Genomic DNA, 16,326 nt, shown 5'->3' with positions numbered 1-16,326 from the left:
TTTTTAATGATCTTAATGTGAAAATTCATTTAAATATTTTGGGAGACTTAAGTATTATGCAGATAAAGATTTTATTTTTAACTTTATTGATATTTATCACAGGTAATGCTTTCTCGGATGTTGCTTTTGAACTTAATTTGGGAGTGGGTCTGGATTTTCCGGTTAGTACTATTTCAAACTTTTATAATACAGCTTTATATATTGGTGAAGAACTTGAGAGTAATATATTTGATTTGGCTAGAGAAAAAATCGTTACAGATTTTGCAGATATGGTTAATATTGCTAAGACCGGTTTAACTTATGGAGGATATGCTCAAATGGGAGCAAAATTTGATGATTTTTTTTCGCTTGGTTTTGAACTTGGATTTAGTTTTAATGTATTGAGGTATGTTAATTGTAAGGGACGGTTGAGTGATATTTTTTCATTCATTGCAGCTATTGAATCTAGAGTTTATACAAGGTTAGATTTTTTTATTGGAGCTGTTGCATTATTGACTGGACCTAGAGTTAATATGGCTACTGCTTTTAGGGATTCCATCATGGATGAATATGGTATTTTTGGTTGGGATCTTGGTGCAAGATCTACATTTGCCTTTTTGGTACTTGAGGGATATTATTGTTGGAATATTCAGAATAATAAATTTTCTGATTTTAAATTTGGTATAGGGTTTGAGTTTGGAATTATTTAGGTGGATAATAAATAAATTTTTGCATTTTTAAGCTTATTGCATTGTCTAGTTTTAATTTGCTCATGATTAAAATTGTTACTGTTTTAACTTTAGAGATTTTCCTTAATCTTGTGTGAATTATTTGTATTGATATACAATGAAGTAAAGAGTTTCTGTTTGAGGTAGGGAGTTTTAAAATTGGGTTTGCTTATTAAGAAATCAATAGGAATTATTGCCTGTCCTGGTGGAATGGTATTTGCAGATAAAATAATGGAAGAACTTAAAAAAATATTTTTAGAGAGTGAGAGTGAAGTTATTGAAAAAATTTCGCAAACTTCTAGTTGTTTCAAAGAAGATGTCTTGAAGCTTGAAGAAATTTTGTCTCCTTTTTTAGAAGGACTTGAATTTTCTAACTTAAGATTTGATGAGTCGGTGGAAATTCCTGTAAACTTTGTTAAGTTTGCTAATGGTGAATTTAAAGCAGAAATTTTAAAAACCATAAGAAATAAAGATATTTTTATTGTGCAAGATGTTTCTAATACTTATCCAGTTAATGTAAATAATAATGAAAAAGTAGTAATGACAATTAATGATCATTTAATGAATTTGATGACCACAGTAGATGCATGCATGCAGGCTAAGGCTAATTCTGTTAGTGTTATCATTCCTTCTTATCCTTACTCGAGGCAAGATAAAAAGCATTCAAGAGAAGGTTTAACAGCAAGTCTTTTTGGGAGATTTTTAGAAGAATTGAGAGTTAAACATATTTTAACACTAGACATTCATTCAAAAGCGATTGAAAATGTTTTTAGAAAAACGTATTTTGAAAATTTAAATGCATCTTATGAAATTTTTGATGCTTTAGCTGAATTAATAGATATTAGAGATTCAAGTTTGGTAGTTGTTTCTCCTGATACAGGTGCTGTTAATAGGAACAAATTTTTTGCGTCTAATCTTAAAAGGCCTTTAGCTTTGCTTTATAAGGAAAGAGATTATTCAAAGGTAACTCATAATGTGAACGATTCTAATATTTCTGTTACTAAACTTTTAGGAGATGTTGAGGGTAAAAATGTTTTTATGAGTGATGATATTTTAGCTACTGGTGGAACTTTAATTAAGGCTGTGAAACTTTTAAAAAGTATGGGGGCTAAGAAGATTATATGTGCAATAAGTCTTCCATTTTTTAATGGAGATGCAATTAAATATTTTGATAAAGCTTATGAGGAAGGCTATTTTTATAAAATAATTGGGACAAATGCTGTGTATCATGATGATAGACTTATAAGTAAACCTTGGTATTATGAGGCTAATGTTGCACATCTTTTTGCAGGTGCAATTTTTGCCATTCACAATAGGATTAGTTTGCAAAAAATTCTTGATAGAAGTCATGACATTCAAAATTTGATTTCTAAGAGTTAATTTTATGGATGTACTCAGTATTGATATTGGTACTAGTACTTTAAAATCTGCTTTAATTAATTCTCATCATGGGGTTTTAGAGGGTTTTGATGTAAATTATTTTGATTATTTCAGTATTGATTTTGAAAACTTTGATTATAAAATATGGCTTTTTGCTTTCAAGAGAATAATTTCTAATTTTAAGTATAAAAAAATAGATTGTATTTCTATTAGTGGGATTTCTCCATGTCTAATAGCTCTTGATTCAAATTTGGTTCCTTTGGAAGTTTTACATTGGAATTCTTCTAAGGTGGTTGGTAACTTTAGAGGAAAATCATCTTTCTTACCCTTTGTGCTTAGCACAGTTGAGAGGGGAGTTTATGACAAGGTCAGATATTTTGTATCTTGTTTTGAATATTTTATTTATTTGCTTACAGGTAATCTGATTACAAGCTATCCAAGTTTGTCTTATATCCCTTTTATTTGGAATGATATTGAAATAAGAGAGTATAATCTTGACACAAATAAATTTCCCCCTTTCTTAAGGATGGGAGAAGTTGCTGGTCGGGTTACTAATAGTGCTAGTATTGAATTTGGCATTGATAGTGGGATAGAAGTAATTAATGCTGGAATGGATTATTTAAGCGTGCTTATTGGAAGTGGGGCATTCTTTTCTGGAATTGTATCAAATAGAACAGGTACAAGCGAGGGTTTGAATTTTATCTCAGATTCATATTTGTCAGATTTTTCTTTGGTGTATCCTTATTTTTTAGATAATTTATTTGTTATTGGAAGAATAGTTCCTTCTGGATACTTATTGCAATTGTTTAAAGATAGATTATTTAAAAAGAAAAAATCGTTTGAGGAATTTTTTGAAGAGATTCCTAGAGTATATGATTCAGGTAGTGTTTATTTTTATTTAAGTAAGAGGAAGCTTTTTTCTGATCATATTTTAATAGATTCGCAAATAAGAGATAATTTGAGTAAAGGTATTTTCGGAACAGTAGATAATCCTTTACAGGTAGGAATTGCAATTCTTGAAGCTGCTTATTTTTCCTTTTACAATAAAATACTTCAGATTAAATCTTTTAAAGGGGATGTTTTAGACATTTTTGTGAGTGGTTCTAATTCAGATAATTTGTTTTTAAATGAACTCAAAGCGAATATTATTGGTAAAGATTTAAAGATTTTTGAGTTTAAACATGCCGAGATTATCGGTAATGCAATCTTGGCTTTTTGTTGCTTAGGGGAGTTCGATAGCTTAGATAAGGCATTTAAAAAGCTTGCTAAATTTAAACAGGTTATATCCTTTAGTGCCAGTATGCATGATGTTTATTTAGAGAAATATCATAAGTATGTCTCTAATTTTGATTTATTTGTTAATAGTTAATATGTAAGCATCCTTAAATTCACTTGAGCCTGATATTTTATTGAGATCAATTTTTGCTTCTGATATGGTTTTGTAAGGTCCAGATCTGACTCTATAGGTGTCTTTATCGTTTATTGTTGCTGAATAAATTTTTGCATTTATTTTATATTTCATCAATTCTTGAATATTGTTATCAGCAGAGATTGGATCTGAGAGTGATGCAAATTGTATGTAGTATTCTTTTAGAGGGTCATATTTGTTTTCAAAGTTATTGTGTTTTTGTTCTTTTTTGTTTTCTTGATTTGTCCTTGCAAGTGTTTGTGTTTTTTGCAATTTTTCTTCTTTTGTGTATGTTTTTGTAGTTTTATTTTGATTTATGCTCTGTGATTCTTTTTTATTAATAATTTTTTTATTATTTTGATTTATACTACTATTGAAACTTTTATCTTGTTTGACCTCTTGTGTAAGGTCAATTATGATTTCATTTGGATTATCAGTTATTTCTAAAGTATCTTCATTGTTTTCACTTTCTATAACTTTTTCATCTTTTGTCTCTTGTAAAATAATATTTTTACTTGCGATGTCGGAGGCTAAGTTTTTATTTGGGAAGAAAATAATTATTCCAAGAAATATAATTGTACAAACAATTACAATTGAAGTTAATGCTACTAAAAATCCTTTGTTATTATTTTCATTAAAATCTCTCATCTATATTACCTCTTTCATCTTTGTCCTAATTTCATTTTTTAGATATTCATAGCTCTTATTGTTAATTATATTTATTATTTTTGAATTTAGAATATTTTTGTTTAAAAAAATATCTTTTTGACACTTAAGAATATTTATAATCAAATTTTCATCAATGTTGCGACTTGATCTGAGTCTTTTTTTTATTATCTCATCATTTGTTTTTGTTATAAATATATGCCCGCAGAATTTTGCAAGATTTAATTTAAAAAGTAGTGCAGCATTAATTATGATTTTATCAAATTTTTTCTTTAATATTACTTGTTCTACTTCTTTATATATAAGGGGATGTGTTATTGCTTCTAATTTTTCTAGTTTTTTTCTGTCATTAAATACAATATTTCTCAGTTTTATTCTTTCTATTTCGTTTTTATTATTTAATATTTGTTTCCCAAATATCTTGACTACTGTGTTTTGTTTTGCTTGTAGGGCTATGTGTCCAATTTTATCTACATTTATTTCGTGAAAACCATATTCACTGCTAATGATTTTTGAAACGGTGTCTTTGCCAGTTGATATTTTACCAGTTATGCCAATTATTGATGAATTTCTCCCCATGATTTTCCAGTCTCAATATTTACTTTTAGAGGAAGTTTTAAAGGATAGGCATTTTCCATCATTTCTTTGATTATTTTGTTTACTTCTTCACATTCTTGTTCGGGTGATTCGATTAGCATTTCATCGTGTACTTGTAAGAGTATTTTTGACTTTAAGTTTTTATTTTTAAGTTCATTATATACTTTAATCATTGCGATTTTCATTATATCGGATGCACTGCCTTGAATTGTACTATTTATTGCTATTCGTTCAGCTCCTGAGCGTTCTGAGTAATTTTGACTATTAATTTCTTTTATATATCTCCTTCTTTTAAGAAGAGTTTCACTGTATCCATTTTGTCTGACAAAATCTATTTGATTTTGTATAAAAGTTTTTATTTTAGAATAAAGATTGAAGTATGCATCGATGAACTTTTGAGCCTCTTCTCTTTTAATAGACAGTTCTTTTGAGAGTCTAAAGGCTGACATTCTATAAATTATTCCAAAATTAATTGATTTTGCTATTCTTCTCATGGAAGATGTTACTTTTTCCTCATCTACTTTAAAGAGTTGTGATGCTGTTTTTATGTGAATGTCTTTTTTATTTTTAAATGACTCAATTAGTGATTCGTCTTCTGAGAGGTGGGCTAGTATAACAAGTTCAATTTGTGAATAGTCAGCAGAAATAAAAATATTGCCTTTCTCAGGCTTAAATGCTTCTCTTATTTTACGTCCTTTTTCATCTTTGATTGGGATATTTTGTAGGTTGGGTGAGGTGCTTGAAATGCGACCCGTTGCTGTTTTTGTTTGTATGAAATTTGTATGTATTTTATTTGTTTTTTCATTTACAAACTCTATTAAATTATCTGTATATGTATTTTTTAGTTTTGCGATTTGTCTATATTGTATGAGTTTTGGTATAGATTCATGTTGCTCTTTTATTGTCTCTAGTACTTTAATATCTGTTGAATCTTGCTTGACATTTTGGGGTAGTACTAGATTTAATCTTTCAAATAAGACTGTATGTAGTTGTTTCGTTGAATTTAGATTAAATTCAATACCTATATTTTTTATTATCTCATTTTCAATTAATTTTAATTCTTTATCAAGTTCACAGCTATATTGTCTTAGATAACCTTTATCAAGATAAATTCCATTTTCTTCCATTTCTGTAATGACATTGCTAAATGGCATTTCTATATCTGTCATTAGATTTTCAAGGTTGTCTTCTTTTAGTTTTTTTGTAAAGATTTTAAATAACCTGAAAGTAATATCAGCATCTTCAGCAGCATAATTGGAGACTATCTCAAGTGGGACGTCTTTCAAAGTACTATTTTGTGCTACTATTTTTTCGTACCTGATATTTTTATGCATTAAATATTTTTCTGCTAAGAAATCAAGAGATACTTTTGTGTTTGGATCGATAACATATGCTGCTATCATTGTATCAAAGTAAGGTGGGATTGCATTAAATTCATGTTTTTTAAGTATTTTGTAATCGAATTTGTAGTTTTGACCAATTAACTTAGGTTTTGCTTTAAAAAATTCATTGAATTTTTGGATTATGTATTCTTTTTCAATAGTTTTTTTTTCTTTAGTTTCTATAGGAATATAGTAGCTTTCAAATTCTTTAAATGAAACCGAAATTCCTATGATTTGCGCTTCATTGACATTAAGCGAAGTTGTTTCTGTATCTATTGCTACATAGTTTGCTTGTTTTAGTTTTTCTATTAGTAAGTCAAGTTGTTCTTTTTTTAATATTGTTTCATATTTGATATTTTCTTCTTGTATTGTTTTAAGAGCATTTGAAGGTGATGTTGTTTGTGAAATCTCTGTGTTTGTTTGATTTATGTTGGTTTCAAAGAGCGACTTTTGTGTTTGATTTGTAGCATATCTTTTTTTTAATATAGTCTTGTAAGATTTAATTAGGGTTGTTGCAGAATATTCTTCAAATAATGAAAGGATGTCTTCTTTTAAGTTTTCCAGTTTAAATTTTTCAAGTGATGGCAATTTTAGATCGTCTACAAGACTTATAAGTTCATAACTTAAAAAGGCATTTTCTCTCTCTCTTAGTAATATTTCTCTATATTTATTGTTGATGGAGTCTAAATTATCGTATATTCCATTTAATGTGTGAAATTCATTTAATAGCTTGACAGCTCCCTTTTTCCCAATTCCTTTGATACCTGGTATATTATCTGATCTGTCTCCAACAATGGATAAATAATCTTTGATTTGGGATTTATTTACTCCAAATTTTTTTATCACATAATCATTATCCATTTCCACAAAGCTACTATTCTCGATTTTAATTATTTTGGTTTTATCCGACATCAGTTGTAATAAATCTTTGTCTGGAGAAATGATATAAGTTAAGTAATTGTTGCTTTCTGTTTTTTTTGCAAAGCTGGCTATAAGATCATCAGCTTCGTATCCTTGTATTTCGAACATTGGGATGTTTGCTTTTATTAAACTTTCTTTGATCCAGTAAATTTGAGGAATTAAATTATCTGGAGGAGCATCTCTTGTTGCTTTGTAACTTGGATACTTTTGTTGTCTAAATGTTTGTGTCTCTGAGTCAAAAGTTACGATTAGATTTTCTGGATTTTTCTCTTTTATTATGAAAAAAAGAGTTTTGAAAAATCCAATAAATGCATTAACATTTTCTCCTTTGCTATTTGTTAAAGGATTGTTTTTCATTACATGATAGTTTCTAAATATTATATTTAAGGCGTCAATTAGGTAAATTTCTTTCATATTTTTACATCTACTAAAATTGGGTTATTGTATTTAAAGAGAGTTTTAGAAAATTGTGTTTTTGGTATTGTTGTTTTTTGGGCAAATATCCTTTTTAAAGTTTTGTGTGTATTTTGATATTGAACGCATATTTTTTCTTTTAACAAGCAAGTGTCCCCAATTAATTTTTTAATTTCTTCTTGCATTTGTTCTTGTCCCTCTAGCCATGAATTTATGGTTATATAATAATTATTGATTGAATTTAAGATTAAATCCTTTGCAGGATTTGTAATATTTAATATGTTTAGCATTCCTTTATTGATTTCTTCATTTTCAAATTTTAGAATAGCTTTTAATTTTTTTAGTTCAAGTATTAAATCTTTTAAATATATTTTTAATATTCTATTAGTTGACAATATTGATTCCTAATTTCTTGTTAATAATATTATTATCTTTTTTAAGCAATGCTTTCCAAGCTGTGTGCAGATTTTTAAGATGCTTTAAAACTTCTTGAATATTATCTCTATTCTTTTCTAATGTAACATTTTCTAATGTTTTGTTTAAAAAAGAATATATTGAGAATAAGTTATTTGAAATATCTCCACCATCTTCGAAATTTAGTGTAGACATTAATTCAATGATGATGTCTTGTGCATGGTAAACTTTTTCATCTGCTTTTGCTGTACTAGTTAGATCTTTACTTTTATAAAATTCTTTGGCAAGCTCTAAATCTTGTATTGCTTTTTCATAAAGCATTACCAATATTGATATAGGACTGGATGTATTGATTTGTGTTTTTTTATAGATTTCTTCTTTTGCTATCAAGGATGTTCTCCTAGTTTAATCTTTGTATTTGTTCTACTATTTGTTCTTCTTTGAAAGGTTTTGTAATATATCCTTTTGCTCCAAGTTCTAAAGCTTTTGCAATGAGTTCTTGTTTTCCAAGTGCTGTAACCATCAATACATTCATTTTTCGTGCAAGTTTTTTGTTAACTTCATTTATTTTTTCAAGGGCTGTAATGCCATCCATGCTCATCATTGTTATATCAAGAGTTATTAGATGAATTTTTTCCTGTTTTTCGAATTCTTTAATAGCCTGTATTCCATCTTCTGCTTCAAAAAATTCGTTAAAGCCTAGCTTTTTCAATATCTTGATTAAGTTTTTTCGCATAAAAATAGAATCATCAACTATTAAGGCCTTTTTATTTTCTTCCAAACCCAACTCCTTATCTAATTTTAACATGATAACATATTAAATATCATTTAATATAAATAAAGATATCATGCATAATTATCTATTTTGTATTTTACTTTAGATTTTAGAATGAATGAGTTTATTACTCAATAACTTATCCCTGAAAATTTATATTTTTATTTACATTATTTTGTTAAAATATAATGTGAATTTTGGGTAGATTCAATGTTAAATTTATGATCAAAGATATAGAAAATGAAATTTTATGTTTAAGAGATAATATCAAGAAATGGAATAAAGAGTATTATGTTGATTCCTCACCCAGTGTGAGTGATTTGACTTATGATAAAGCTATTTTAAGACTTCAAGATTTGGAGAGTAAGTATCCTGAATATAAAACTTTGGATTCTCCCACTCTTAAGTTTGGAAGCGATCTTTTAAATAATTTTGAAGAGGTTGCACATCCTTTACCTATATTGAGTTTGGATAAGGCTTATGATATTAAGGAATTATTATTGTGGATTGAGAAAATGGTTTTAGAAGGTTCTAGTTTGGGGGCTTATACTGGCATCTCAGTTGAGCCCAAGATTGATGGGTGTTCAATTGTTCTCTATTATAAAGATGGGATACTGCAGAGAGCTTTGACTAGGGGAGATGGAAGGGTTGGTAATGATGTTACTGAGAATATTAGAACAATTAAAAATATTCCTTTATCTATTGATGAAAAGGTTGAATTGGTATTGCGGGGTGAAATTTATATTACTAAGGAAAATTTTTTGAAAATAAATCATACATTAAAGAATCCTTATCTTAATGCTAGAAATTTAGCCTCAGGTATATTGAGAAGAATAAATAGTAGAGAAGTTGCTAGTTTTCCTTTAGATATTTTTGTTTATGATATTTTATATTCTAGTTTGGGATTGAGTACTAATCATGATGCGTTTGATAAGCTTAAGAAATTTGGATTTAAAATTAATCCTTTTTGTAAATTTTTTGGTGGCAAAAACTTAGAGGAAATTACTAATCATGTTAAAAAGATAGAGATGCGAAGAGATTCTTTAGAATATGAAATTGATGGTGTTGTGTTGAAAGTTGATAGCTTTATTTTAAGGGAGATTTTAGGATATACTTCTCATCATCCGAAGTGGTCAATAGCTTATAAATTTAAATCTTGCACAGGCGTAAGCAAAATTGTTGATATAGTCGTTCAGGTTGGCCGAAGTGGCAAAATTACTCCTGTTGCACATGTGGAGAAGGTATTTGTTGCGGGGGCTTTTATTACTAATGCAAGTTTGCATAATCAAAATTATATAGATTCTATTGGCTTAAATATTGGAGATGTTGTTGCGATTTCAAGACGTGGGGATGTAATTCCTGCTGTTGAATTGCTGGTAGAGAAGCTTGCGATTGGTAGTTTTAAAATTTCGAGTAATTGTCCTTCATGTAAAATGACTTTAATTAAAGAGGGGGCACATCTTTTTTGTGTAAATAAACATTGTCCTTATCGAATAATTGAACAGATAAAATATTTTTGTAGTAAGAAATGCATGAATATTGTAGGACTTTCAGGGAAAACAATAGAATTCCTTTTTGAAATGAAGTTTATATCTTCTGAGATTGAGCTTTATACTTTTAATTTTGATAGACTTATTAATTTAAGGGGTTTTGATCTTAAGAGAATAGATAATTTAAAGCGTTCAATTAGCGATAGTAAAGGTAGGCCATTTAGAAAGTTGCTTCTTGGGATGGGAATTAAAGAGCTTGGAGAAAATACAATATTGGTTTTAATTAATAACAATTTAAACTCGTTTGATATAATTAGGACTCTTTGCAAAAATAAAGAGGCTGCTCTTGCCAAACTTTTAAAGATTAAGGGAATAGGTGAGAGGATAGCTTTAAATATTATTGAAGCGTTTAATGATAAGACTATTCTTGATAAGTTTAATTTTTTTAAAGAATTAGGGTTTAAATTGGAAGAATATAATACTAATTATGCTGTGGATGACTCTTTTTTATTTGGCAAAAAATTTTGTATTACAGGTTCTTTTGAAGGGTATCCTAGAGATGTTCTTATTGAAAAGATTACTAAAAAAGGTGCTATTTTCAATAGGGCAGTTACTAAGCGTTTAGATTTTTTACTTGTTGGAGAGAACCCTGGAGCAAAATTGAAAATAGCTAATAATTTGAGAATTAAAACCTTTGGTCTCGTTGATATTAAAGATTTTGTGGATTTAGATAATTAAATTTATTTTATTATTCTTATTTTTTTAAATTCAGATGCTAGGTTTTTGTATAGAGTTCCTATTTCATTTGTATGTTCTACTTTTATTAAGTTTCTGAAAAATTTTTCTTTATGTTTGAGTGATGGGTTAATGAAATGGGTTTTAACATTATATTTTGGGATTAATTTGTAAATTTCTTGTGCTCTATATAAATTTTTTGTTGGTTCTATTTCAATGTAATATCCGTTAGATTTTTTAAAATCAAACTCACTGCTTTGATCTTTAAAATTATAATTGTTTGAATGTGTATCTGGATATATTGTAAATTCAGCAGTTTTTATTGCAGTGCTTTTATGCTTTGTTTTTTCATTTTTAGGATAAAATTCCTTTTTTGTATATTGTGGTTCTCTGTTGTCATGTGTGAATAGGTCTTTATTTTTGTATTTTGCAAATTCTTCTTTAAGTGTTAAAATAGCATTTTCATTATTCGTTAATTTTTCATCTAATATATTTATTTTGTCTTGCTTTTGTTGAATTTTATCTTTATTCTCTTCATATAATTCTGTATTTTGGTCAATTTTGTCTTTTAGTGCATTGATTACTTTTTCTATTGAAGATAAATTATTTTCGATATTTTTTAAGCTAGTATCATGATTATTTTTTAAGTCTATTAATTCTTTTTGAAATGCTAATAAGGTGTCTTTGTTATTATTGATTTTATTATCCAGTTCACTTAGCTTGTGAGTATTGTTGTTGAGAGTATCTTTGTTATTATTGATTTTATCATCCAGTTCACTTAGCTTGTGAGTATTGTTGTTAAGAGTATCTTTGTTATTATTGATTTTATCATCCAGTTCACTTAGCTTGTGAGTATTGTTGTTAAGAGTGTCTTTATTATTATTGATTTTATCATCCAGTTCACTTAGCTTGTGAGTATTGTTGTTGAGAGTGTCTTTATTATTATTGATTTTATTATCCAGTTCACTTAGCTTGTGAGTATTGTTGTTGAGAGTATCTTTGTTATTATTGATTTTATCATCCAGTTCACTTAGCTTGTGAGTATTGTTGTTAAGAGTGTCTTTATTATTATTGATTTTATCATCCAGTTCACTTAGGATTTGGGTTTCTGAATTGAAATATTCCTGTTCTTGAGCATGCATATCATATGTGTTTTTTTCAGGTGGATAATTATATTCTTCATTTGATATATATTCATTTTGATTTTCTTCATATTCTTGATCATTGTTGTAATGTTTGTTTTTTGATTGAAGAGCATGATTAAATAAATTTTCTTTTATGTTAATTAGATTTTTTATCTTTTCAATGATTTCTTTTAAACTTTTTGTTAAAATTTCGTATTCTTCATTATTTTTTTTTATTGATTTTATATTTGTGTGATTTAAAAGATTTTCTATATTTTCTATTTTTTTCTCATAGTTTTCAATTCTAAGTTTTAAGTTATCTATATCTTTTATTAACCAATCGTCTATATTTTCTTGTTCTGAGTAAAAATTTTTTGTGTTTAGACTTTGTGGATATTGTAACTTTTCATTTGTTAAGATATTATTTCTAGTTTTTCTGTTATCTGATACTTGAAGTTGTTTTGAAACTTTAAATTTATTTGATTTTTTACTTGGTGCATTTGAGTTGTTATCTTTTGAAATTTCATTTTTCTTATGATAAATTATCTCTTCTTCGTTGTCAAAATCTTCACTTAAGTCTTCTTTGGGAATATAAACCTTTGAGTGATTCATTATATAGTGAGTTATATTTTTTTTGGACTCTCCAAAAAGTAATATACAAGAGAGCAGCATAAAAATTTTAGAGAGCATTGAAAGTATCTTTTTACCCATAAACACCCTGTTAATATTATTTGATATTCATTCTTAATTTTGATGTTATCATATTTTGTAAAATTTATCAAAAGAAAATATTATATGTTTAATAACATTAAAATAATATAATCGTTAAGTCCTATACTTTAATCTTTGAGATATCATTAATTGAGTAAATTTAATTGTTACATCATTTTTTGGTTTTAATAGTAATTTTGTTGGTATTGTGCCATAATGATACAAATAGAAGATAAATTATGAGTTTTTGACCCCTTATTTTATTTAATTGTTTATGAAGCTAAAGAATATGGAAGAAGTTTGGGCTTTGCCAGTTTGTTGTAATATCAAGAATTCTATCATTGAAGATTTTAAGATTTTAGATAAATATAAAGATCAGGTTTTTAATATAAGTTATAAAGATGATATTATCTTAAAGTTTATCGATGCTGTTGATTCTAATGAATTTGATTTAAAACTTTTTGATAATAAAATAAATTTTGAAGGACAAATTCCTTTGGTTTTATATTCTAGTAGCTTAGACTCTTTAGTAGAAGCAGAAGCAAGTGTTGTTTTTGAATTAAAAGCCATTGAGCAAAACGATGTTTATTTTGATTCAGGATTAAAAGAATTGGGTGAGTTTAAAATTTATAATTCTTATTATGAGTTTTCAGACTTTTTGAGTTATTGCAGTGATGTTATTTTAGTTAGAGTATGCTTTAAGGATGATAGTTTAGTCATTGATGCAGACCTTGATAATATTGCACTTGTAAAGCAAATTATTAGTTATAATTTTTGTATTGCTAAAGATAAGATCATTATCAATCCTATTAATAATGATTGTGTTAGTGTTTTGTTTTCAGTTTCTTTTAATGCTGTCTTACAAGGCATAATAATTGCTAAAAAACTTGGGCTGAAGGTTAATGTTCTTTATTATAAGAGACATTTTTTAATGGCACAATCTTTAAGCTTAAAGTTTTCGGCTGTGAATTATTTATCATCAGAAAATAGGCTTGATAAGATTATGTTAGATCTTGAAATCAACAGACCATTAAACTTTTTATATAAATTTTATTTTGATTACCTCAGGCATATTTTTGATAATTTATTTTTTGATGTGTGTGTACACTTTAATTTTATATCAACTACAAGTAATTCTGTGTTTTTTTATGATAATTATTTTTTATTTGGAATTGCTGTTTATAATTTTATTTATTCAAATTTTTATAATCTTGCAGTCAGTTTGTCAATAGAACCTCTTAGTTATTTGCTCAGCTATGTTAAGAGTGAATATGATGTTTTTTTTAAGCTTTTTAAAGAGATGGATTTGAAAAATTCTATCATGCGCAAGTCATCTTCTATAAGTTTAAAGAATGAATATAATATTTTTGATGTGAGAAGAAAAGGTATAGGATTTGCCTTTTTGAATCTGGACTCTAATCTAGATTCTGCTCTCTTAGGTGGCAATCAAACTGTTTCTATGAGTTTACATAAGGATAAATTAGATGTGTTTATTCCTTATAAAATTATGGATATCAACTTAATGAACTATTTAAGGAATATTTTAGCTAGGACTTTTAGCTTATCTTATAATAATGTAAATTTTATTGTTAGTGATGTTTTTATAGATGATGTTGGACTTTATAGTACGTTGATTAAAGAATCTTACATTATTGAAAGAGAAGTTTTGGCTATTAAAGATGTGCTTGTCATGATGATCGGTGATAATTTTAAGGGAGAGTATCCTGTTGTAGCTGGTCAAAATTTTGTTATAGATATAGATATAGATAAGAAATTTAATGTTGCTTGTTCTCTTGAGATTGATATAGAAATATATTCTTTTAATATTGTGTTTAGTAATGTGAATTTTTTTGTTGAAAACGGTAAGTTTGATAAACTTAGGATAAATAATAAGCGTATATTTTCAATTTTTAGCTTGGCAGTTGATTATGTTTTTGGAAATATTACTTATGATATTGTTGATTCTGTGGAACTTGAGTTTATTGAAGATGGTGAATTTGTTTTTTCTTTTAGAATATTATTTATTGCATCTGTTTCTGCAGTAAAGACAGCTTTAATCCAGGCTTTTGACTTCAATATCTGTAAGACCCCTATTGATCTTAAGGATATTCTAGATAATTGGAGTATACGAATTGATACTAATTAGCTTTAATTTAAATGGAGAGACTCTTTCAAAAAGTATTAAGCTTCCTTTAAGTACTAGAGAGCTTTTGATAAGTATTTTTTATTCAGGCAATCGAAGTTTTATTGAAAATATGAATAAAAACTTCTCATTAGTGCTCTTAGACTTAAAGCCTGTATATTCGTCTTTAGTTTCAGCCTTTATGTTAAATGGACGTAGCATCATTACTGTTGAGGGATTGCAAAATACAACTTTTTATGAAACCTTAGTTAAGGTTTTATTAGAAAATGATTTTGGGTTTTGTACAAATTGTTTTTCATCTAATGCATTATTATTTTATTATCTTTTAAAACGTAAAGTTATAATTAGGGCTGATATTTTAGGATATTATAATACATTAAAGTGTAATTGTCTTGATGTTAATACTTTTTTAGATCTTTATTTGAGATTGGAAGAGTTAGAGAGGAAATAAGAGGTGTGAAGGTATATTATCCAGAAAATTTTAATGCACTTGTTAATTTATTTAGAGAAGATTCAAACAATTATATAGTTTATAATGAGATTGATTTTCATAAAAATTCTGAAATTTTCATGAAAAATGAAATTTCTGATAATTTTTTTATAATTAATAACTTTGAAAGATTTAATAAAGTTTTTCTTAAGAGTAATTTTTTGGAAATGGGACCATGTGTTACTTATGATACAATATTGCAATTTGGAGAGAGAAATATTCCAAGGTTGTTTTATGAATTTATTTCAAGACTAAATGATAGGATATATCTAAATAGTATTAATATTGCTAATGGATTTTATTATAAAAACACAGTATTTGATTTATATCCTTTATTGTTAAGTCTTGATGCTCAGCTTGAATTTAAAAATATTTTAACTAAAAGAACTTATACTTATAATGCTTACAGTATTAACAGGGATGATTATATACAAAGTCGCCATACTTTATTTTTAAGTAAATTAAAATTTCCAATCACAAATTTATGGAATAAGAGTTTTTGTAGCAGAATATTTGTTGATACTTTTTCATTTGATATTTTAAAAGAGGCAAACATTATTTTTATTTGTGTTCTTTTAAATATTAAAAGAGATATTATAAGTGATTTTTTGATGAAGATATTTTATAATGACAAGGTTATTACTTTAAGGGATTTTCAAGTTTTACTTCTTAGTAAGTCTTTACCTTTATCTTTAGTTGAAATTGAAGATTCTCTTAAGATGCTGGATAAAAATATTAGAGATGTTAAAAACTTTAGTTTAGGGGAGAGAAGTTTAAGACTTATAAAAAATTTTTATTTTGATATATTATCTAGTTTTTAGTCTTGTAAAAGTTGGCATTATTAAGTAATTGCTGGTTTTTTGGCATAGTTTTAATATAAAAGCAATAGAATTAATTTATCAATTTGTTTTTATGCATTATAATATTTATTTGTTAATAACTTAATCAAAAAATAATTATTCAAATAAG

At 26.9% G+C, this 16,326-nt stretch carries 14 protein-coding genes; 7 read left to right on the top strand and 7 right to left on the bottom strand.

The window, feature by feature from the left end; translation table 11 throughout:
- Window positions 1–53 precede the first annotated feature (53 nt).
- The 3 genes from R5397_RS01655 (at window position 54) to R5397_RS01645 (ending at window position 3,456) form a co-directional block, all read left to right on the top strand.
- Complete coding sequence (locus R5397_RS01655) at window positions 54–689, top strand: hypothetical protein (RefSeq protein ID WP_421623050.1); 636 nt, start codon at window positions 54–56, stop codon at window positions 687–689.
- Between the two features lie 177 nt (window positions 690–866).
- Entirely contained in the window at window positions 867–2,087 is a 1,221-nt protein-coding gene (locus tag R5397_RS01650; protein WP_421622670.1) for a ribose-phosphate pyrophosphokinase, read from the top strand.
- A 4-nt stretch (window positions 2,088–2,091) separates the two neighbouring features.
- Complete coding sequence (locus tag R5397_RS01645) at window positions 2,092–3,456, top strand: FGGY-family carbohydrate kinase (protein WP_421622669.1); 1,365 nt, start codon at window positions 2,092–2,094, stop codon at window positions 3,454–3,456.
- On the opposite strand, the gene R5397_RS01640 is transcribed toward R5397_RS01645, so the two are convergent.
- The 6 genes from R5397_RS01640 to R5397_RS01615 are packed head-to-tail and all read right to left on the bottom strand — an operon-like array spanning window position 3,439 to window position 8,670.
- Complete coding sequence (locus tag R5397_RS01640) at window positions 3,439–4,143, bottom strand: SPOR domain-containing protein (RefSeq protein WP_421622668.1); 705 nt, start codon at window positions 4,141–4,143, stop codon at window positions 3,439–3,441. The two genes, R5397_RS01645 and R5397_RS01640, sit on opposite strands and share 18 nt — an antisense overlap.
- Complete coding sequence (coaE, locus tag R5397_RS01635; RefSeq protein ID WP_421622667.1) at window positions 4,144–4,740, bottom strand: dephospho-CoA kinase; 597 nt, start codon at window positions 4,738–4,740, stop codon at window positions 4,144–4,146.
- Window positions 4,719–7,475 carry a DNA polymerase I gene (polA, locus tag R5397_RS01630; protein WP_421622666.1) on the bottom strand — a complete coding sequence of 919 codons (2,757 nt, stop codon included), beginning with the start codon at window positions 7,473–7,475 and terminating at the stop codon, window positions 4,719–4,721. The genes coaE and polA overlap by 22 nt, the downstream gene beginning before the upstream one ends.
- Complete coding sequence (locus R5397_RS01625) at window positions 7,472–7,870, bottom strand: hypothetical protein (protein ID WP_421622665.1); 399 nt, start codon at window positions 7,868–7,870, stop codon at window positions 7,472–7,474. Before R5397_RS01625 ends, polA begins: the two co-directional genes overlap by 4 nt.
- A complete protein-coding gene (gene fliS / locus R5397_RS01620) occupies window positions 7,860–8,279 on the bottom strand; it encodes a flagellar export chaperone FliS (protein ID WP_247065689.1) in 420 nt (139 codons plus the stop codon). The genes R5397_RS01625 and fliS overlap by 11 nt, the downstream gene beginning before the upstream one ends.
- A gap of 10 nt (window positions 8,280–8,289) precedes the next feature.
- Window positions 8,290–8,670 (bottom strand): response regulator, encoded by a 381-nt coding sequence (locus R5397_RS01615; protein ID WP_247065690.1) that lies wholly within the window; start codon window positions 8,668–8,670, stop codon window positions 8,290–8,292.
- A 215-nt stretch (window positions 8,671–8,885) separates the two neighbouring features.
- On the opposite strand from R5397_RS01615, the gene ligA reads away from it, so the two are divergent.
- Window positions 8,886–10,892: an NAD-dependent DNA ligase LigA gene (gene ligA, locus R5397_RS01610; RefSeq protein ID WP_421622664.1), complete on the top strand. Its 2,007-nt coding sequence runs from the start codon at window positions 8,886–8,888 to the stop codon at window positions 10,890–10,892.
- A gap of 2 nt (window positions 10,893–10,894) precedes the next feature.
- On the opposite strand, the gene R5397_RS01605 is transcribed toward ligA, so the two are convergent.
- Window positions 10,895–12,724 (bottom strand): coiled-coil domain-containing protein, encoded by a 1,830-nt coding sequence (locus R5397_RS01605; protein WP_421622663.1) that lies wholly within the window; start codon window positions 12,722–12,724, stop codon window positions 10,895–10,897.
- Window positions 12,725–12,998: 274 nt separating this feature from the next.
- Between R5397_RS01605 and R5397_RS01600 the strand changes: the two genes are divergently transcribed.
- From R5397_RS01600 to R5397_RS01590, 3 genes are read left to right on the top strand one after another with little or no spacing between them, the layout of a single operon-like run.
- Window positions 12,999–14,870, top strand: a complete 1,872-nt coding sequence (locus R5397_RS01600; RefSeq protein WP_421622662.1) for a hypothetical protein — start codon at window positions 12,999–13,001, stop codon at window positions 14,868–14,870.
- Window positions 14,857–15,318: a hypothetical protein gene (locus tag R5397_RS01595; protein ID WP_247065694.1), complete on the top strand. Its 462-nt coding sequence runs from the start codon at window positions 14,857–14,859 to the stop codon at window positions 15,316–15,318. The genes R5397_RS01600 and R5397_RS01595 overlap by 14 nt, the downstream gene beginning before the upstream one ends.
- On the top strand, window positions 15,315–16,178 hold the full coding sequence (locus R5397_RS01590) for a xanthine dehydrogenase family protein subunit M (protein WP_421623049.1): 864 nt from the start codon (window positions 15,315–15,317) through the stop codon (window positions 16,176–16,178). The genes R5397_RS01595 and R5397_RS01590 overlap by 4 nt, the downstream gene beginning before the upstream one ends.
- The last annotated feature ends 148 nt before the right edge of the window (window positions 16,179–16,326 follow it).

The sequence above is a fragment of the Borrelia sp. MN22-0132 genome (assembly GCF_049201035.1).
In the GTDB taxonomy this organism is placed as follows: domain Bacteria; phylum Spirochaetota; class Spirochaetia; order Borreliales; family Borreliaceae; genus Borrelia; species Borrelia puertoricensis.
Note: the sequence above shows the minus strand (reverse complement) of the source record. Positions and strands in the feature narration are given on the sequence as shown.